Origin of the sequence: Nocardia sp. NPDC058640, from assembly GCF_042716995.1 — a bacterium.
GTDB lineage: Bacteria > Actinomycetota > Actinomycetes > Mycobacteriales > Mycobacteriaceae > Nocardia.
The window spans coordinates 162,872-181,477 of sequence record NZ_JBHXRG010000004.1; the positions used below are offsets into that span (position 1 = coordinate 162,872).

The following is an 18,606-nucleotide window of genomic DNA, read 5'->3' on the forward strand; positions in this document are numbered from 1 at the left end:
GCTAGGTTGCTACCCGTCGGGGTCGGACGCATCGCTGGGAGAAGATAATGAGCACATCGGCTGTGAGCGACGAAAGCACCGTGGTTGCCGGGGTAGACCTCGTCGATCCCGCACTCGCCGTCACCGTGCGCGACGGACTGGCCGCGGTCGAGAAACTGCTCGTCGACGAACTCTCCGACGGCGAGGAATTCCTGCAGGAAGCCGCCCTGCACCTGGCCCGGGCGGGCGGTAAGCGGTTCCGGCCGCTGTTCACCGTGCTCACCGGTCAGCTCGGACCCAATCCCACCGACCCGGCGCTGGTCACCGCGGGCACGGTCGTGGAACTGGTGCACCTGGCCACGCTGTATCACGACGACGTGATGGACGAGGCGACGCAGCGCCGCGGTGCGGAAAGCGTGAACTCGCGCTGGGGCAACAGCATCGCGATCCTGGCGGGTGACTACCTGTTCGCCCACGCCTCGCGCCTGACGTCCACGCTCGGCCCCGACGCGGTGCGCATCATCGCGGAGACCTTCGCCGAGCTGGTCACCGGGCAGATGCGAGAAACCATGGGCGCCAAGCAAACCCAGGATCCCATCGAGCACTACCTGCGCGTGGTGTGGGAGAAGACCGGTTCGCTGATCGCCGCCGCGGGCCGTTTCGGTGGCACGTTCTCCGGCGCCGACGACGAGCACGTGGAACGACTGGCGCGCCTTGGCGACGCCGTCGGTACCGCGTTCCAGATCTCCGACGACATCATCGACATCTCGTCCTCGGCCGAACAGTCGGGCAAAACCCCCGGCACCGACCTGCGCGAAGGCGTGCACACCCTGCCGGTGCTGTACGCCCTGCGCGAGACCACCCCCGACGGCGACCGCCTGCGCACCCTGCTGGCCCGCCCGCTGGAAACCGACACCGAGGTGGACGAGGCACTGGAACTGCTGCGCCGTTCACCGGGCATGGCGCTGGCCAAGGAAAAGCTCGCCGAGTACGCCGACCTGGCCGACACCGAACTGGCCGCCCTGCCGCCCGGCCCGGCCAACGACGCCCTCACCCGCCTGGTCCGCTACACGATCGAACGCGTGGGTTAGCCAGACGGAACTAACGGGCCCGGGTCGGCGTTGCTCATTCATGCCCAACGGGATGAAGACCTTCGCCTTGATGGTCGGCATGTCGGCGCTGATCGTCGCTATCGGGGCGATGTTTCGCAGCCCGACGATCCTGATCATCTCGATCGTGCTGGCCGTGGGCGTGAACGCCTACGCCTACTTCAACAGCGACAAGCTGGCGTTGAAGGCGATGCACGCGCAACCGGTGAGCGAACTGGAAGCGCCGGTGATGTACCGGATCGTGCGCGAACTCGCCACCGCGGCGCGTCAGCCGATGCCGCGCCTGTACATCAGCCCCACCAGCGCCCCCAACGCGTTCGCGACCGGCCGCAATCCCCGGCACGCCGCGGTCTGCTGCACCAGCGGCATCCTGCAACTGCTCGACGAGCGGGAGTTGCGCGCGGTGCTGGGGCACGAGCTGTCGCACGTCTACAACCGCGACATCCTGATTTCGTCGGTGGCGGGCGCGATGGCCTCGATCATCACCGGACTCGCGAACATGGCGTTCTTCGCGAGCTCGTTCGGCAACCGTGACGGAAACGGCCCGAACGTCATCGGCGTGCTGCTCGTCTCACTGCTGGGCCCGATCGCCGCGGGTCTGATCAAGATGGCGGTGTCTCGATCGCGGGAGTTCCAAGCCGACCAGTCCGGCGCCGAACTCACCGGCGACCCGCTCGCCCTGGCCTCGGCCCTGCGCAAGATCGAACGCGGCGTCCAGGCCGCCCCGCTCCCGCCGGACCCCAAGATCACCAGCGAATCGCACCTGATGATCGCCAACCCGTTCCGCGCCGGCGACCGCGTGGCCCGCTGGTATTCCACCCACCCCCCGATGGACGAACGCATCAAGCGCCTGGAAGCGCTGGCCAGAGGCGACACCCACCAACTCTGAGTGCCGCCGACGACCCGACTACCGGTAGTTGACGAACTGCAGCGCGATGCCGAAATCCTCGCCCTTGAGCAGCGAGATCACTTCCTGCAGATCGTCGCGCTTCTTGCTGCTGACCCGCAGTTCCTCGCCCTGGATCTGCGCCTTCACGCCCTTGGGGCCCTCGTCGCGGATCTTCTTGGAGATCTTCTTGGCCTTCTCGGTGTCGATGCCCTGCACCAGCGTGCCGGTGATCTTGAACACCTTGCCCGACGGCTGCGCCTCGCCCGCCTCGAAGGCCTTGAGCGAGATATCGCGACGGATCAACTTCTCCTTGAACACCTCCAGCGCCGCCTGCACCCGCTCCTCGGCGTTGGCGGTCAGCACGATCGCTTCCTCGCCCGACCACGCGATCGACGCGTCGGTGCCCTTGAAGTCGTAGCGCGAGTTCAGCTCCTTCTCCGCCTGGTGCAGAGCGTTGTCGACCTCCTGACGATCGACCTTGCTCACGACGTCGAATGACGAATCAGCCACACTGCGCTCCTGTCCTGTGAAGGTCCGGCGAACTCCGGTGCCGGTAGAACCGGCCATCGAGACAGTTGTACCCGCATAGGGGGACAACCGGTGTTCGCAGGGGGTCTGTGCAGGCGTTTTGATAGTCCGGGCACCTACGTTGTAAGCTGCTGCACGCACCGGAAACGGCGCACACGGCAGATTGCCCGAGCGGCCAATGGGAGCGGACTGTAAATCCGTCGGCTTATGCCTACGTAGGTTCGAATCCTACATCTGCCACCTCGAACCCCGTCGATCATGAAGATCGGCGGGGTTCTTTGGTTTCCGGGACTGCCCCGGTGTCGAACCGGGGTAGCCTCGACAGGACAGCTACGCCTCCACCGGGCTGAACTGCGCTGAAAACAGCCCGTGAGCTGCCGATTTGGTGCTCTAGGGTGGTAGTGTGTAATCTCGTTCAGGACGCCGGAGCACGGGGTCACGCTGATCGGCTTGCCGACACAGACTCTGTGCCACGTAGTCATGCCCCCTTAGCTCAGTCGGTAGAGCGTTTCCATGGTAAGGAAAAGGTCAACGGTTCGATTCCGTTAGGGGGCTCGCCGGATTGCCGGTGGTGAGCGGCTACCCGCGGCATCATCGGGATATTAGTCCGCCGTGGCGGTGTAGCTCAGTTGGTAGAGCAAACGACTCATAATCGTTGTGTCGCCGGTTCAAGTCCGGCCATCGCTACCAATTTCAACTCAGCCCAGACCGGAAAGAAGGCAAATCGTGGCCGCGAAGTCCACCGATGTCCGGCCCAAGATCACCTTGGCCTGCGACGAGTGCAAGCACCGCAACTACATCACCAAGAAGAACCGGCGTAACGACCCGGATCGCCTCGAGCTCAAGAAGTTCTGCCCCAACTGCGGAACTCACCGGGCGCACCGCGAGTCGCGCTAGTTTCTAGAACATCTGCCGAAGGCCGGACGAGAGTCCGGCCTTTGTGCTTTTTCCGGGAAATTCACCGGAAAGGCGAGGCGCATACATTACCCGGACGCGCCACGTTTTACACCGGTCGACTTCGGTGCTGTCTGACAAGCCAGTAAGGTCGGCGCTGTGACAGTGAACACCGGAACTCACGAAGCGGGCCCCGCCGCAGCTGCCGAATCGTTCGACCCCGCCGCCCACGCGGCCTCGATGGTCGGCCACCACTATCGCGTCGACGACTACTACGAGGTCGGCCGCGAGAAGGTGCGCGAATACGCCCGCGCCGTGCAGGACTACCACCCGGTGCACTGGGAAGAGGACATCGCGCGCGAATACGGCTACGACGGCCTGCTCGCCCCGCTCACCTTCATCTCCCTGGTCGGCATTCTCGCCCAGCGCCGACTGTTCGAAGAGATCGTCACCGGTTACGACCTGAGTCAGATCATGCAGACCGACCAGATCCTGGAATTCCATCGCCCGATCCGGGTGGGTGACCAGTTGACCTGTGATGTGTATCTGCATTCGTTCCGTCAGGCTTTCGGCGGCGACATCATCGTGACCAAGAACATCGTCACCGACCAGGACGACGAACTGGTGCTCACCAGTTACACCACCCTGATCGGCCGCAGCGGCGGTGATATCGATCCCGCGATGTCCGACGCGGTGCGCAATGTGCTCATGCACGGCATCGGCGAGGACGAGCCCGACCATCACGCGCCCGCGCAGGTGCCGGCGATCACCCCCGATCCGATCACCGTCGCGCCCGAACGCACCGTCAGCGCGCACGCGTTGTCGTTCGACAGTGTGTCGGTCGGCGACGAGCTGCCCGCGCGGGTCGCCCGCCTGACCCGCGGTGACCTGGTCAACTACGCCGGTGTGTCCGGCGACGCCAACCCGATCCACTGGAGCGACGAGGTCGTGCGGCTGGTCGGCCTGGACAACGTGGTCGCGCACGGCATGCTCACGATGGGGCTTGGCGGCGGGTTCGTGTCCTCCTGGCTGGGCGATCCCGGCAGCGTGTTGGACTACAGCGTCCGTTTCACCAGCCCGGTGTATGTCGGTTCCGACGTCCCGGCCGAGGTCGAGTACACCGGCAAGGTGAAATCGGTCGACCCGCAGACCCGCACCGCCGTCGTCGCGATCACCGCGAAGTCGGCAGGCAGAAAGATCTTCGGCCGCGCGACAGCAACCGTCCAGTTGTCCTGACCTGGGGCCGGAATCCGTCCTGACCTGCGGCGGTGTCGCGGATTGGCGATAACCGCACGCCGTGACGTACACTCGGGACTCTGGGGTCACCGGCTGCTGCGCGCTGATCTTCGGTGTGGAGTTCTCTCCTCACGGAAGCGGCGCGTGTCTTGTGTGACACTGGTGGTTGGACACCACAGCCTCGGCTGGTCCAACCGAAGGGGCGTAGCTCAATTGGCAGAGCAGCGGTCTCCAAAACCGCAGGTTGCAGGTTCAAGTCCTGTCGCCCCTGCCCTGAATGCCAGCGACGAACAAGGAGATGGCGTGAGCGACGAGCGGGATACTCGCGAAGACGGCGAGGAGACCCCCGCTGCCACTCGACCGAGTGGTAAGCGGTCCGCTCGACGTGTGCGTGCGTCGGATACTCCGGCAGACACCGGAGCGGTGGCCACGCTCGATCGGCCGTCGTCGCGCAAGGCAGACAAGCCGGCCGCCAAGGCCAAGACGGGCAACCCGTTCAAGCGGTTGCTCGAGTTCCTGACACAGGTTGTCGCGGAACTGCGCAAGGTGATCTGGCCCAACCGGAAGCAGATGGTCACCTATACGGCCGTCGTTCTGGTGTTCGTGGTCTTCATGGTCGCGTTCATCGCCGGGATCGACGTAGCGTTCGTCAAGGGTGTCGACTGGCTGTTCGGCTGATCGCCGACACCCACGCCGGTAGCCGATCGCGGGCCGGAACGGCGGAGCGCGCCTCCGCGCACCCGACCCGGTCCAGAGGATGTACGTGACGACACAGGAAGCGAGTGCCTCAGTGAGCACCCCGGAGAACGACACCAACGACGAGTTCCCGGTTGACGACACGGTCGTGGCGGACATCGCCACCGACGAGGTCGAGGCCGCAGAGCTCGCCGATACCGACACCGCCGATGACGAGGCCGCTGTCGACGAGGTTGTCGTCGAAGAAGACGTGATCGAAGAAGTCGCCACCGAGGACGATCCCGAGGCCGACCCGATCGAGTCGATGAAGATCAAGCTGCGCCGTGTGCCCGGCGACTGGTATGTCGTGCACTCCTACGCCGGCTACGAGAACAAGGTCAAGACCAATCTCGAGACCCGCGTGCAGAACCTGGGCCTCGAGGACTACATCTTCCAGGTCGAGGTGCCCACCGAAGAGGTCACCGAGATCAAGAACGGCCAGAAGAAGAACGTCAACCGCAAGGTGCTGCCGGGCTACATCCTGGTCCGGATGGAACTGAACAACGAGTCGTGGGGCGCGGTGCGCAACACCCCCGGTGTCACCGGTTTCGTCGGCATGACCGGCGGTGGCCCCGGCGCCAAGCCGACCCCGCTGACCATCAACGAGGTCGTGAAGTTCCTGGTCCCGGCCGGTGCGCAGGCGCAGAAGAAGGCCGCCGCGGCCGCCGCCGGTGGTTCGGATTCGGGTAGCTCGGCGTCGGGCAAGCCCACCATCGAGGTCGACTTCGAGGTCGGCGAGTCGGTCACCGTCATGGACGGCCCGTTCGCCACGCTGCCCGCGTCGATCTCCGAGGTCAACGCCGAGCAGCAGAAGCTCAAGGTGCTGGTGTCGATCTTCGGTCGCGAGACCCCGGTGGAGCTGAACTTCACCCAGGTTTCCAAGATCTAGTTTTTCCCGCTTTCGCGAAACGGCACCGCTCACCGGCGGTGCCGTTTCGCGTTTGTGCTGGTCGCCACCCGATTGCCTAGTGGTCGACCGTGTCAAGTAGAGTGTGATAGTTCGTGCTCTGACTTCCCCGCAATACCTGTCGGGGACCGGTCGTGCGCGGATACGAGGCTTACGGCAACCGTAAGGAACCGAACCCCAGAAAGCCAAGGAAGAAAGATGCCCCCCAAGAAGAAGAAGCTCGCCGGGATCATCAAGCTGCAGATCCAGGCCGGCGCCGCTAACCCGGCTCCTCCGGTCGGCCCCGCGCTCGGTCAGCACGGCGTCAACATCATGGAGTTCTGCAAGGCGTACAACGCCGCGACCGAGTCGCAGCGTGGCAACGTCATCCCGGTCGAGATCTCGGTGTACGAGGACCGGACGTTCGACTTCAAGCTGAAGACCCCTCCTGCTGCTCGCCTGCTGCTCAAGGCCGCCGGTGTGCAGAAGGGCTCGGCTGAGCCGCACAAGACCAAGGTCGCCAAGGTCACCATGGACCAGGTCCGTGAGATCGCCAAGACCAAGGCCGAGGATCTCAACGCCACCGATCTCGATCAGGCCGCGAAGATCATCGCCGGTACCGCGCGTTCGATGGGTATCACCGTCGAAGGCTGAGCGTCTCGCTCACATGTGGGAGGGCCGGCCAGGCCCGACACAAACCACATCTGAAACCAGAAACTTAAGGACAGAAAATCATGGCAAAACGAAGCAAGGCGTACCTCGCCGCTGCTGAGAAGGTCGATCGCGACGCCCTGTACTCCCCGCTGGCCGCTGCGCGCCTGGCGAAGGAGACCGCGACCACCAAGACCGACGCGACCGTCGAGGTCGCCGTCCGTCTCGGCGTGGATCCCCGCAAGGCCGACCAGATGGTCCGTGGCACCGTCAACCTGCCGCACGGCACCGGTAAGACTGCCCGCGTCATCGTGTTCGCCGCAGGCGAGAAGGCTTCCGAGGCCGAGGCCGCCGGCGCCGACGCCGTGGGCGCCGAGGACCTGATCGAGCGGATTCAGGGCGGCTGGCTCGACTTCGACGCCGCGATCGCCACCCCGGATCAGATGGCCAAGGTCGGCCGCATCGCGCGCGTCCTGGGCCCGCGTGGTCTGATGCCGAACCCGAAGACGGGCACGGTCACCAACGATGTGACCAAGGCCGTCAACGAGATCAAGGGCGGCAAGATCAACTTCCGCGTCGACAAGCAGGCCAACCTGCACTTCGTCATCGGCAAGGCATCGTTCGACGAGGCCAAGCTGGTGGAGAACTACGGCGCCGCGCTGGACGAGATCCTGCGTGTGAAGCCGTCGACCGCCAAGGGTCGCTACGTCAAGAAGATCACGGTTTCGACGAACACCGGACCGGGCATCCCGGTGGACACGAACCGCACCCGCAACCTCCTGGACGAGGATGCGTGAGCTTCGGCTGACCAGCTCCTAGAGCATCCGTGAGGGCGGGAACGCGACAAGCGTTCCCGCCCTCACGGCGTTCAATGACCAACTTGCCCTTGATGATTCAGGGCAGCAGTACCCCGTTTTGGCAGATGGGGGTAGGTGTGCGTACACTGGTCAACGGTCATGCGAGATGTGCATACATCTTTCGAGGACCACCCCCATCGTTCTACCGAAGACCGTAGGTCGTCGATGCCGTTGATTCGGTATCGGTCGAAGGTCCAGCGACATTGCTGGCGACCCACGCAGGCAGAGCTGAGGCCGAAAGTTATTTTGCGCCCCGGTACGCCTTGCGTCCGGGGCGTTCGTTTTGTCGCTGGCCCCTGATTCGGTAGTGCATCAACGAACCGACATCAGAGAGGAGGCGAAGTATGGCGAAGCCTGAAAAGGTCACCGCTGTCGCGGAGATCGCGGAGCAGTTCAAGAACTCCACGGCCACTGTTGTCACGGAATACCGTGGCCTGTCGGTCGGCAAGCTCACCGAGCTGCGTCGCGCGCTCGGCGCGGGCGCTACGTACTCCGTCGCCAAGAACACCCTGGTCAAGATCGCCGCTAGCGAAGCTGGCGTGGCGGGTCTGGACGAGCTGTTCGTCGGCCCGACCGCTATCACCTTCATCCAGGGTGAACCGGTCGACGCCGCCAAGGCGCTCAAGCAGTTCGCTAAGGACAACAAGGCCCTGGTCATCAAGGGCGGGTACATGGACGGCCGCGCGCTGTCCGTGTCCGAGGTCGAGCGTATCGCTGACCTCGACTCGCGCGAGGTGCTGCTGGCCAAGCTGGCCGGTGCGTTCAAGGCCAAGCCTTCGCAGGCTGCCGCGCTGTTCGCCGCTCCCGCTTCGCAGGTCGCCCGGCTCGCCCAGGCCCTGCTCGAGAAGCGCACGAGTGCCGAAGGCGCTCCTGCTGCCGAAGAAGCCCCCGCGGCTGACGCCGAATAAGACATCTATTACCCGCTTCGCGGTGCGTATGCGCTGCGAGGTACACCACGAAAGGAACCACCATGGCAAAGCTGAGCACCGAAGAACTGATCGGCGCCTTCAAGGAGCTGACCCTGCTCGAGCTCGCTGAGTTCGTCAAGGTCTTCGAGGACACCTTCGACGTCACCGCCGCTGCCCCCGTGGCCGTCGCTGCCGCCGGTGCTGCCCCCGCCGAGGCCGCTGAGGAGCAGGACGAGTTCGACGTCATCCTCGAGGGTGCCGGCGACAAGAAGATCCAGGTCATCAAGGTGGTCCGTGAGATCGTCTCGGGCCTGGGCCTGAAGGAAGCCAAGGACCTGGTCGAGGGCGCCCCGAAGCCGATCCTGGAGAAGGTTGCCAAGGACGCGGCCGAGGCTGCCAAGGCCAAGCTCGAAGAGGCCGGCGCCAAGGTTTCCGTCAAGTAATTCGGAGCCCTCTTTTCGAGGTTTCTGCTTTGTGAACGGGCGGTCCTTTCGGGCCGCCCGTTTGCTGTTTGTCCGGACATGCGACAGTGGTCCGGGCAGTATGAGCCGGGCTACGTTACTCTTCAGTCATGTAGGGGTGTGCCCCGTCTCACTGATGGGTTACAGTGACCGGACCCACAGAGTCAGCGCACCGCCGTGATGTGAGCGCGCGGGAACGCGGGTGGGGTGCTCGCAGGGATCAATGGAGGTAGCAGTGGGCGTCGAGGTCAGGACTGAGGGAGTCACCAAATCCTTCGGTTCACAGCGAATTTGGCAGGACGTGTCGATCACGCTCCCTTCGGGTGAGGTCAGTGCATTGCTCGGGCCTTCGGGTACGGGTAAGTCGGTGTTCCTGAAGTCGCTTATCGGTTTGCTCCGGCCCGAGCGTGGGTCGATCTTCATCGATGGCACCGATATCATGACGTGCTCCAACAAGGAGCTGTACGAGATCCGGAAACTGTTCGGCGTCCTTTTCCAGGACGGCGCGCTGTTCGGCTCGATGAATTTGTACGACAACATCGCGTTCCCGCTTCGTGAGCACACGAAGAAGACGGAATCGCAGATCCGCCAGGTCGTCATGGAGAAGCTCGAGCTGACCGGTCTGCTCGGCGCCGAGGGCAAGCTGCCCGGCGAGATCTCCGGCGGTATGCGCAAGCGCGCCGGTCTGGCCCGCGCGCTGGTGCTGGACCCGCAGATCATCCTCGTCGACGAGCCCGACTCGGGTCTGGACCCGGTGCGTACCTCGTACCTGGCGCAGCTGCTGCTCAACATCAACGCGCAGATCGACGCCACGATCCTGATCGTGACGCACAACATCAACCTGGCTCGTACCGTGCCCGACAACATCGGCATGTTGTTCCGCCGCAACCTGGTGATGTTCGGTCCCCGTGAGGTGCTGCTCACCAGCGAGGAGCCGGTGGTCAAGCAGTTCCTCAACGGTCGCATGATCGGCCCGATCGGTATGTCCGAGGAGAAGGACGAGGCGCAGATGGCGCGCGAGCAGGCGCTCGTGGACGCCGGTCACCATCACGGTGGCGCCGAGGAGATCGACGGCATCATCCCGCAGATGAAGGCCGAGCCCGGTATGCCGGCTCGTCAGGCGGTGTTCCGTCGGCAGGCGCGCGTGCGCGAGATCATCCACACGCTGCCGCACGCGGCGCAGGTGGCGATTCGTGAGTCGCTGGATTCCACCGACAACGACACGCAGGTGATGGCGAACTACGGTGGCAGCGATCAGCCCACCGAGACCTTCAAGACCGTTCCGCACGGCCAGATCAACGGCTGAGCGACTTTCCCGTCCCAGCGCAGCCTCGGCCACCCGGCCGGGGCTGTTCTGCGTTACGGGCGCGAAAACAGCCGTCTATCAGCAGGTCAAACGGTTGGCGCACACGGCGTGTCGCGGGTAAAATAGCCGCGGTCGGGGGCGGGGGATGCCCACCGGCTCAGGCGATCTCGGTTCGTGAACAGACCTCCTCGCAACACTTGACGAGGCGCTTGCGAACCGTCACCCTATTCACAACGGTGATAGCCGTCCAGGGGCTTCCAGCACCTGCCACAGGGGCAAGCCAGCGCCCACTGCACCGACGCGGCCAGCGTCCCGGAGCATCGGCGCGTTATCCGTGCGAGCAGTCACACGGATGGTAAGTTGACACCCCCTTGCCTAGGGGTGTAAGTTTGGACGTTGCGCTGGCTGCCTCCTGTCCACACCTTGATTCGCACACGAAAGTTCCACCCTTCCGGTGTTACTTCCGCTGCTGCTTGTTCTGGTTTCGATCGGGTGCGTAACCAGCGGAACTCGTAGCAGACAAGCGACGGTCGCGGACCACCACGCGACGCGCGTGAGGTGCTGGAAGGACGCATCTTGGCAGTCTCCACCCAGACCAAGGCTGGTATCCCCGGAGCCCCGTTGAGGGTTTCGTTCGCGAAGATCCGTGAGCCCCTCGAGGTGCCCGGACTTCTCGACCTACAAACGGACTCGTTCGCCTGGCTGGTCGGTACACCCGACTGGCGTGAGAAGGCAGCCGCTCGCGGCGACGTCGGTCTCGCAGGCGGCCTCGAGGAGGTGCTCGAAGAGCTTTCGCCGATCGAGGACTTCTCCGGGTCCATGTCCCTGTCGTTCTCTGATCCGCGCTTCGAAGAGGTCAAGGCCTCCATCGATGAGTGCAAAGAGAAGGACATGACCTACGCGGCGCCGTTGTTCGTCACCGCGGAGTTCATCAACAACAACACCGGCGAGATCAAGAGCCAGACGGTGTTCATGGGCGATTTCCCCATGATGACCGACAAGGGCACCTTCATCATCAACGGCACCGAGCGTGTCGTCGTCTCTCAGCTGGTCCGTTCCCCTGGCGTCTACTTCGATCACAACATCGACAAGACGATCGAGAAGGACCTGCACAGCGTGCGCGTGATTCCGTCACGTGGCGCGTGGCTGGAGTTCGACGTCGACAAGCGCGACACCGTCGGCGTTCGTATCGACCGCAAGCGTCGTCAGCCGGTTACCGTGCTGCTCAAGGCACTGGGCATGACCACCGAAGAGATCGTCGAGCGTTTCGGCTTCTCCGAGATCATGATGTCCACCCTCGAGAAGGACAGCACTCCCGGCCAGGACGAGGCGCTGCTCGATATCTACCGCAAGCTGCGTCCGGGCGAGCCGCCCACGAAGGAGTCCGCGCAGACTCTGTTGGAGAACCTGTTCTTCAAGGAGAAGCGCTACGACCTGGCTCGCGTCGGTCGTTACAAGATCAACAAGAAGCTCGGCATCAACCTCGACAAGCCGGTCACTTCCTCGGTTCTCACCAAGGAAGACATCGTCGACACCATCGAGTACCTGGTGCGTCTGCACGCCGGTGACCGCACGATGACCGCCCCCGGCGGTGAAGAGGTCCCCGTCGGCGTCGACGACATCGACCACTTCGGTAACCGTCGTCTGCGCACCGTCGGTGAGCTGATCCAGAACCAGATCCGCGTGGGCCTGTCCCGCATGGAGCGTGTGGTTCGCGAGCGGATGACGACTCAGGACGTCGAGGCGATCACGCCGCAGACCCTGATCAACATCCGCCCGGTCGTCGCGGCGATCAAGGAGTTCTTCGGAACTTCGCAGCTGTCGCAGTTCATGGACCAGAACAACCCGCTGTCGGGTCTGACCCACAAGCGCCGCCTGTCGGCACTTGGTCCGGGTGGTCTGTCCCGTGAGCGTGCCGGTCTGGAAGTTCGTGACGTCCACCCGTCGCACTACGGCCGTATGTGCCCGATCGAGACCCCGGAAGGCCCGAACATCGGCCTGATCGGTTCGCTGTCGGTGTACGCGCGGGTCAACCCGTTCGGTTTCATCGAGACTCCGTACCGCAAGGTTGTCGACGGCAAGGTCACCGACGAGGTCAAGTACCTGACCGCCGACGAGGAGGACCGGTACGTTCGCGCCCAGGCCAACTCGCCGGTCGACAACGAGGGCCACTTCCTCGAGGAGAAGGTCCTTGTTCGCCGTCTCGGTGAAGAGGTCGAGTTCGTGAGCCCGGCTCAGGTCGACTACATGGACATCTCGCCGCGCCAGATGGTGTCGGTCGCGACGGCCATGATCCCGTTCCTCGAGCACGACGATGCCAACCGTGCCCTCATGGGTGCGAACATGCAGCGTCAGGCGGTTCCGCTGATCCGTTCCGAGTCCCCGATCGTGGGCACCGGTATGGAGCTGCGTGCGGCCGTGGACGCCGGCGACGTCGTGATCAACGAGAAGCCCGGTGTCGTCGAAGAGGTCTCGGCCGATTACGTCACCGTGATGGCCGACGACGGCAGCCGCAAGTCGTACCGGATGCGCAAGTTCAACCGGTCGAACCAGGGCACCTGCTCGAACCAGCGTCCGATCGTGGACGAGGGCGATCGGGTGGAGAAGGGGCAGGTCCTCGCGGACGGCCCCTGCACCGAGAACGGTGAGATGGCGCTGGGCAAGAACTTGCTCGTCGCGATCATGCCGTGGGAAGGCCACAACTACGAGGACGCGATCATCCTGTCGCAGCGCCTCGTGGAAGAGGACGTTCTCACCTCGATCCACATCGAAGAGCACGAGATCGATGCCCGCGACACCAAGCTCGGTGCCGAGGAGATCACTCGCGATATTCCGAACGTGTCCGATGAGGTCCTGGCCGACCTCGACGAGCGCGGCATCATCCGCATCGGTGCCGAGGTGCGCGACGGCGACATCCTGGTCGGCAAGGTCACGCCCAAGGGCGAGACCGAGCTGACCCCGGAAGAGCGTCTGCTGCGTGCCATCTTCGGTGAGAAGGCGCGCGAAGTGCGCGACACCTCGCTGAAGGTGCCCCACGGTGAGTCCGGCAAGGTCATCGGCATTCGCGTGTTCTCGCGTGAAGACGACGACGATCTGCCTCCCGGTGTCAACGAGCTGGTCCGCGTCTACGTGGCCCAGAAGCGCAAGATCCAGGACGGCGACAAGCTCGCCGGTCGCCACGGCAACAAGGGCGTCATCGGCAAGATCCTCCCCGTGGAGGACATGCCGTTCATGCCCGACGGCACGCCGGTCGACATCATCCTGAACACCCACGGTGTGCCCCGTCGTATGAACATCGGCCAGATCCTCGAGACCCATCTGGGTTGGATCGGTAAGGCCGGCTGGAACATCGACGTGGCCGCGGACGGCACTCGTCCCGAGTGGGCGGCCACGCTGCCCGAGGAGATGCTGGCGGCTCCGGCCGATTCCAACATCGCCACCCCGGTGTTCGACGGTGCCAAGGACAACGAGCTGACCGGTCTGCTCGGTTCGACCCTGCCCAACCGTGATGGTGAGCGGATGGTCAACGCCGACGGCAAGTCCACGCTGTTCGACGGTCGTTCGGGTGAGCCGTTCCCGTACCCGGTCGCGGTCGGTTACATGTACATCCTGAAGCTGCACCACCTGGTCGACGACAAGATCCACGCGCGTTCGACCGGTCCGTACTCGATGATCACGCAGCAGCCGCTGGGTGGTAAGGCGCAGTTCGGTGGTCAGCGATTCGGTGAGATGGAGTGCTGGGCCATGCAGGCCTACGGCGCGGCGTACACGCTGCAGGAACTCCTGACCATCAAGTCCGATGACGTGGTCGGCCGTGTGAAGGTCTACGAGGCCATCGTCAAGGGCGAGAACATTCCGGAGCCGGGCATTCCGGAGTCGTTCAAGGTGCTCCTCAAGGAACTCCAGTCACTGTGCCTCAACGTCGAGGTGCTGTCTTCGGACGGCGCCGCGATCGAGATGGGCGGCGGCGAAGACGAGGATCTGGAGCGCGCCGCGGCGAACCTGGGCATCAACCTGTCCAGGAACGAAGCGGCAACCATCGACGATCTGGCGAACTAGGTGGTAGGCGGTGCGGTCGCTGTGGAAGCGACCGCACCGCGCACCGCGCTCGACTACTAGTGAACTTTTGCTCGAATTCGACCCGAATAGGGGAAAGGAAGTTACGTGCTAGACGTCAACTTCTTCGATGAACTCCGGATCGGCCTTGCCTCCGCCGACGACATCCGCCAGTGGTCCTACGGCGAGGTGAAGAAGCCGGAGACCATCAACTACCGCACGTTGAAGCCTGAGAAGGACGGCCTCTTCTGCGAGAAGATCTTCGGTCCCACCCGGGACTGGGAGTGCTACTGCGGCAAGTACAAGCGTGTCCGCTTCAAGGGCATCATCTGTGAGCGCTGTGGTGTCGAGGTAACTCGCGCCAAGGTGCGTCGCGAGCGGATGGGCCACATCGAACTGGCCGCTCCCGTTACCCACATCTGGTACTTCAAGGGCGTTCCGTCGCGCTTGGGTTACCTGCTCGACCTGGCGCCGAAGGATCTCGAGAAGATCATCTACTTCGCCGCCTACGTCATCGTCGGTGTCGACGAGGAGCTGCGTCACAACGAGCTCTCCACGCTCGAAGCCGAGATGGAGGTCGAGAAGAAGGCTGTCGCCGATCAGCGCGACGCCGACCTCGAGGCCCGCGCGCAGAAGCTCGAAGCCGATCTGGCCGAGCTGGAAGCCGAGGGCGCCAAGTCCGACGTGCGTCGCAAGGTCAAGGACGGCGGCGAGCGCGAAATGCGTCAGCTGCGCGACCGCTCGCAGCGTGAGCTGGACCGTCTCGACGAGATCTGGACCACCTTCACCAAGCTGTCGGTTCAGCAGCTCATCGTCGACGAGGTGCTCTACCGCGAGCTCGTCGACCGTTACGGCGAGTACTTCACCGGCGCCATGGGTGCGGAGTCCATCCAGAAGCTGATGGAGAACTTCGACATCAACGCCGAGGCCGAGAAGCTGCGCGAGACCATTCGCAGCGGCAAGGGCCAGAAGAAGCTGCGTGCGCTGAAGCGTCTGAAGGTCGTCGCGGCCTTCCAGACCAACGGCAACTCGCCCATGGGCATGGTGCTGGATGCTGTCCCGGTGATCCCGCCGGAGCTGCGTCCGATGGTTCAGCTCGACGGTGGCCGTTTCGCCACCTCCGACCTGAACGACCTGTACCGCCGCGTGATCAACCGCAACAACCGCCTCAAGCGACTGATCGATCTGGGTGCGCCCGAGATCATCGTCAACAACGAGAAGCGGATGCTGCAGGAGTCGGTCGACGCCCTGTTCGACAACGGCCGTCGTGGCCGTCCGGTCACCGGACCGGGTAACCGCCCGCTGAAGTCGTTGAGCGATCTGCTCAAGGGCAAGCAGGGTCGTTTCCGTCAGAACCTGCTCGGCAAGCGTGTCGACTACTCGGGCCGTTCGGTCATCGTCGTCGGTCCGCAGCTCAAGCTGCACCAGTGTGGTCTGCCGAAGCTGATGGCGCTCGAGCTGTTCAAGCCGTTCGTCATGAAGCGTCTGGTGGATCTGAACCACGCGCAGAACATCAAGTCCGCCAAGCGGATGGTCGAGCGTCAGCGTGCCCAGGTGTGGGATGTCCTCGAAGAGGTCATCGCCGAGCACCCGGTGATGCTGAACCGCGCGCCCACCCTGCACCGCCTGGGCATCCAGGCCTTCGAGCCCCAGCTGGTCGAAGGCAAGGCCATCCAGCTGCACCCGCTCGTGTGTGAGGCGTTCAACGCCGACTTCGACGGTGACCAGATGGCCGTGCACCTTCCGCTGTCCGCGGAGGCGCAGGCCGAGGCACGCATCCTGATGCTGTCGTCGAACAACATCCTGTCCCCGGCGTCGGGTCGCCCCCTGGCGATGCCCCGTCTGGACATGGTGACGGGCCTGTTCTACCTGACTCGTCTCGACGAGAACGGTGCGGGCACCTACCGTCCGGCGACCAAGGACGAGCCCGAGTACGGCGTCTACTCCTCGCCCGCCGAGGCGCAGATGGCCGTGGATCGTGGCGAGCTGACCGTGCGGTCCACCATCAAGGTGCGACTGACCGAGCAGCGTCCGCCGCGTGACATCGAGAACGAACTGTTCCCCGATGGTTGGAAGCGTGGGCAGGCCTGGCTGGCCGAGACCACGCTGGGTCGCGTGATCTTCAACGAGCTGCTGCCCGCGGATTACGCGTTCATCAACGAGCCGATGCCGAAGAAGCGTCAGGCCACGATCATCAACGATCTCGCTGAGCGTTACCCGATGATCGTTGTCGCGCAGACCGTGGACAAGCTCAAGGACGCCGGCTTCTACTGGGCCACGCGTTCGGGTGTCACCGTCTCCATGACGGACGTGCTCGTTCCGCCGGAGAAGCCCGAGATCATGGAACGCTACGAGTCGATGGCGGACCTGATCGAGAAGAAGTACCAGCGTGGTGCGCTCGATCACGCCGAGCGCAACAACGCGCTGGTCAAGATCTGGCAGGAAGCCACCGAGGAAGTGGGCGCCGCACTGCGCACCCACTACCCGCCGGACAACCCGATCATCACGATCGTCGACTCCGGCGCCACGGGTAACTTCACCCAGACTCGTACCCTGGCGGGTATGAAGGGCCTGGTGACGAACCCGAAGGGTGAGTTCATCCCGCGCCCGATCAAGTCCTCGTTCCGTGAGGGCCTGACCGTGCTCGAGTACTTCATCAACACGCACGGTGCTCGTAAGGGTCTGGCCGATACCGCGCTTCGTACCGCGGACTCGGGTTACCTGACCCGTCGTCTGGTCGACGTGTCGCAGGACGTCATCGTCCGCGAAGAGGACTGTGGCACCGAGCGCGGCATCGTGGTCCCGATCGCGGAGAAGCTGGCCGACGGCACGATCATCCGTGACGCCCACGTGGAAACCTCGACCTTCGCCCGTACGTTGGCGCAGGACGCGGTCGACGCCAAGGGCAACGTCATCGTGGCGAAGGGCGCCGACCTCGGCGACCCCGCGCTGGAGGCGCTGCTCGAGGCCGGTATCACCGAGGTGAAGGTCCGCTCCGTGCTGACCTGCACCACCGGCACCGGCGTCTGCGCCACCTGCTACGGCCGTTCGATGGCCACCGGCAAGCTGGTCGACATCGGCGAGGCCGTCGGCATCGTCGCGGCCCAGTCCATCGGTGAGCCCGGTACCCAGCTGACCATGCGTACCTTCCACCAGGGTGGCGTCGCCGGCGACGACATCACCGGTGGTCTGCCGCGTGTTCAGGAGCTCTTCGAGGCCCGTGTCCCCAAGGGCAAGGCGCCGATCGCGGAGGTCTCGGGTCGGGTGCGGCTCGAGGACGACGACCGCTTCTACAAGATCACGATCATCCCTGATGACGGGTCCGAGGAAGTCGTCTACGACAAGCTCTCGAAGCGTCAGCGTCTGCGGGTGTTCAAGCACGACGACGGCTCCGAGCGTCTGCTCACCGACGGTGACCACGTGGAGGTGGGTCAGCAGCTGCTCGAGGGCGCTGCCGATCCGCACGAGGTGCTGCGCGTGATGGGTCCCCGTCAGGTGCAGGTCCACCTGGTCCACGAGGTCCAGGAGGTCTACCGCTCGCAGGGTGTGTCGATCCACGACAAGCACATCGAGGTCATCGTTCGCCAGATGCTGCGTCGTGTGACGATCATCGATTCGGGTGCGACCGAGTTCCTGCCCGGCTCGCTCACCGAGCGCGCCGAGTTCGAGAACTCGAACCGTCGCGTGGTGGCCGAAGGCCGCGAGCCGGCCTCGGGCCGTCCCGTGCTGATGGGTATCACCAAGGCGTCGCTGGCCACCGATTCGTGGCTGTCGGCGGCTTCCTTCCAGGAGACCACCCGAGTGCTGACGGACGCGGCGATCAACTGCCGCTCCGACAAGCTGATCGGCCTGAAGGAAAACGTGATCATCGGCAAGCTCATCCCGGCCGGTACCGGTATCAACCGTTACCGCAACATCCAGGTGCAGCCGACCGAAGAAGCCCGTGCCGCGGCGTACGCGGTGCCGTCCTACGACGACACCTACTACTCCCCGGACAGCTTCGGCTCCTCCACCGGCGCAGCAGTGCCGCTGGACGACTACGGCTTCAGCGACTACCGCTAAGCAGTAGGCAGCCAACAGATTTCGGCCCCCGCTCTTTCGAGAGCGGGGG

General features: G+C 64.3%; 14 protein-coding genes and 4 tRNA genes. 17 read left to right on the forward strand and 1 reads right to left on the reverse strand.

Annotation, left to right across the window (positions count from 1 at the left end; genetic code table 11):
* The first annotated feature begins 47 nt into the window (after positions 1–47).
* Both ACFWU5_RS08785 and htpX read left to right on the forward strand, forming a co-directional pair.
* A complete protein-coding gene (locus ACFWU5_RS08785) occupies positions 48–1,070 on the forward strand; it encodes a polyprenyl synthetase family protein (RefSeq protein WP_379266651.1) in 1,023 nt (340 codons plus the stop codon).
* 40 nt (positions 1,071–1,110) lie between these two features.
* Positions 1,111–1,977, forward strand: coding sequence for a zinc metalloprotease HtpX (htpX, locus tag ACFWU5_RS08790; protein ID WP_379266653.1), 867 nt, complete (start codon positions 1,111–1,113; stop codon positions 1,975–1,977).
* Positions 1,978–1,995: 18 nt separating this feature from the next.
* Here htpX and ACFWU5_RS08795 read toward each other — a convergent pair whose 3' ends face one another.
* On the reverse strand, positions 1,996–2,487 hold the full coding sequence (locus ACFWU5_RS08795; protein ID WP_379243353.1) for a YajQ family cyclic di-GMP-binding protein: 492 nt from the start codon (positions 2,485–2,487) through the stop codon (positions 1,996–1,998).
* Between the two features lie 175 nt (positions 2,488–2,662).
* Here ACFWU5_RS08795 and ACFWU5_RS08800 point away from each other — a divergent pair.
* The 15 genes from ACFWU5_RS08800 (at position 2,663) to ACFWU5_RS08870 (ending at position 18,557) form a co-directional block, all read left to right on the forward strand.
* Positions 2,663–2,745: transfer RNA gene (locus tag ACFWU5_RS08800), tRNA-Tyr, on the forward strand.
* Positions 2,746–2,987: 242 nt separating this feature from the next.
* Positions 2,988–3,060 (forward strand) — tRNA-Thr (locus ACFWU5_RS08805).
* A 59-nt stretch (positions 3,061–3,119) separates the two neighbouring features.
* Positions 3,120–3,195 (forward strand) — tRNA-Met (locus tag ACFWU5_RS08810).
* 36 nt (positions 3,196–3,231) lie between these two features.
* Positions 3,232–3,402 (forward strand): 50S ribosomal protein L33, encoded by a 171-nt coding sequence (gene rpmG, locus ACFWU5_RS08815; protein ID WP_056814348.1) that lies wholly within the window; start codon positions 3,232–3,234, stop codon positions 3,400–3,402.
* 162 nt (positions 3,403–3,564) lie between these two features.
* Entirely contained in the window at positions 3,565–4,635 is a 1,071-nt protein-coding gene (locus ACFWU5_RS08820) for a fused (3R)-hydroxyacyl-ACP dehydratase subunits HadA/HadB (protein ID WP_379266710.1), read from the forward strand.
* Between the two features lie 198 nt (positions 4,636–4,833).
* Positions 4,834–4,906, forward strand: a tRNA-Trp gene (locus ACFWU5_RS08825).
* A 32-nt stretch (positions 4,907–4,938) separates the two neighbouring features.
* On the forward strand, positions 4,939–5,313 hold the full coding sequence (secE, locus tag ACFWU5_RS08830; RefSeq protein ID WP_379266654.1) for a preprotein translocase subunit SecE: 375 nt from the start codon (positions 4,939–4,941) through the stop codon (positions 5,311–5,313).
* 112 nt (positions 5,314–5,425) lie between these two features.
* On the forward strand, positions 5,426–6,259 hold the full coding sequence (gene nusG, locus ACFWU5_RS08835) for a transcription termination/antitermination protein NusG (protein WP_379243921.1): 834 nt from the start codon (positions 5,426–5,428) through the stop codon (positions 6,257–6,259).
* 216 nt (positions 6,260–6,475) lie between these two features.
* Positions 6,476–6,910 (forward strand): 50S ribosomal protein L11, encoded by a 435-nt coding sequence (gene rplK / locus ACFWU5_RS08840; protein ID WP_019049397.1) that lies wholly within the window; start codon positions 6,476–6,478, stop codon positions 6,908–6,910.
* 80 nt (positions 6,911–6,990) lie between these two features.
* Complete coding sequence (rplA, locus tag ACFWU5_RS08845; protein ID WP_379243349.1) at positions 6,991–7,704, forward strand: 50S ribosomal protein L1; 714 nt, start codon at positions 6,991–6,993, stop codon at positions 7,702–7,704.
* Positions 7,705–8,108: 404 nt separating this feature from the next.
* Complete coding sequence (rplJ, locus tag ACFWU5_RS08850) at positions 8,109–8,672, forward strand: 50S ribosomal protein L10 (protein ID WP_379243347.1); 564 nt, start codon at positions 8,109–8,111, stop codon at positions 8,670–8,672.
* A 62-nt stretch (positions 8,673–8,734) separates the two neighbouring features.
* On the forward strand, positions 8,735–9,115 hold the full coding sequence (rplL, locus tag ACFWU5_RS08855; RefSeq protein WP_379266655.1) for a 50S ribosomal protein L7/L12: 381 nt from the start codon (positions 8,735–8,737) through the stop codon (positions 9,113–9,115).
* Between the two features lie 241 nt (positions 9,116–9,356).
* The gene (locus ACFWU5_RS08860) at positions 9,357–10,439 is read left to right on the forward strand and encodes an ABC transporter ATP-binding protein (protein ID WP_379266656.1); all 1,083 of its coding nucleotides are present in this window, start codon (positions 9,357–9,359) and stop codon (positions 10,437–10,439) included.
* Between the two features lie 558 nt (positions 10,440–10,997).
* Positions 10,998–14,498: a DNA-directed RNA polymerase subunit beta gene (locus tag ACFWU5_RS08865; RefSeq protein WP_379266657.1), complete on the forward strand. Its 3,501-nt coding sequence runs from the start codon at positions 10,998–11,000 to the stop codon at positions 14,496–14,498.
* A 105-nt stretch (positions 14,499–14,603) separates the two neighbouring features.
* Complete coding sequence (locus ACFWU5_RS08870; protein ID WP_379243339.1) at positions 14,604–18,557, forward strand: DNA-directed RNA polymerase subunit beta'; 3,954 nt, start codon at positions 14,604–14,606, stop codon at positions 18,555–18,557.
* The last annotated feature ends 49 nt before the right edge of the window (positions 18,558–18,606 follow it).

Bases quoted from the DNA above. Each gene is read 5' to 3' on its own strand.
- ACFWU5_RS08785 (WP_379266651.1), top strand. From the start codon at position 48: ATGAGCACATCGGCTGTGAGCGACGAAAGCACCGTGGTTGCCGGGGTA.
- rplK (WP_019049397.1), top strand. From the start codon at position 6,476: ATGCCCCCCAAGAAGAAGAAGCTCGCCGGGATCATCAAGCTGCAGATC.
- rplL (WP_379266655.1), top strand. From the start codon at position 8,735: ATGGCAAAGCTGAGCACCGAAGAACTGATCGGCGCCTTCAAGGAGCTG.
- htpX (WP_379266653.1), top strand. From the start codon at position 1,111: ATGCCCAACGGGATGAAGACCTTCGCCTTGATGGTCGGCATGTCGGCG.
- rplA (WP_379243349.1), top strand. From the start codon at position 6,991: ATGGCAAAACGAAGCAAGGCGTACCTCGCCGCTGCTGAGAAGGTCGAT.
- ACFWU5_RS08860 (WP_379266656.1), top strand. From the start codon at position 9,357: ATGGAGGTAGCAGTGGGCGTCGAGGTCAGGACTGAGGGAGTCACCAAA.
- rplJ (WP_379243347.1), top strand. From the start codon at position 8,109: ATGGCGAAGCCTGAAAAGGTCACCGCTGTCGCGGAGATCGCGGAGCAG.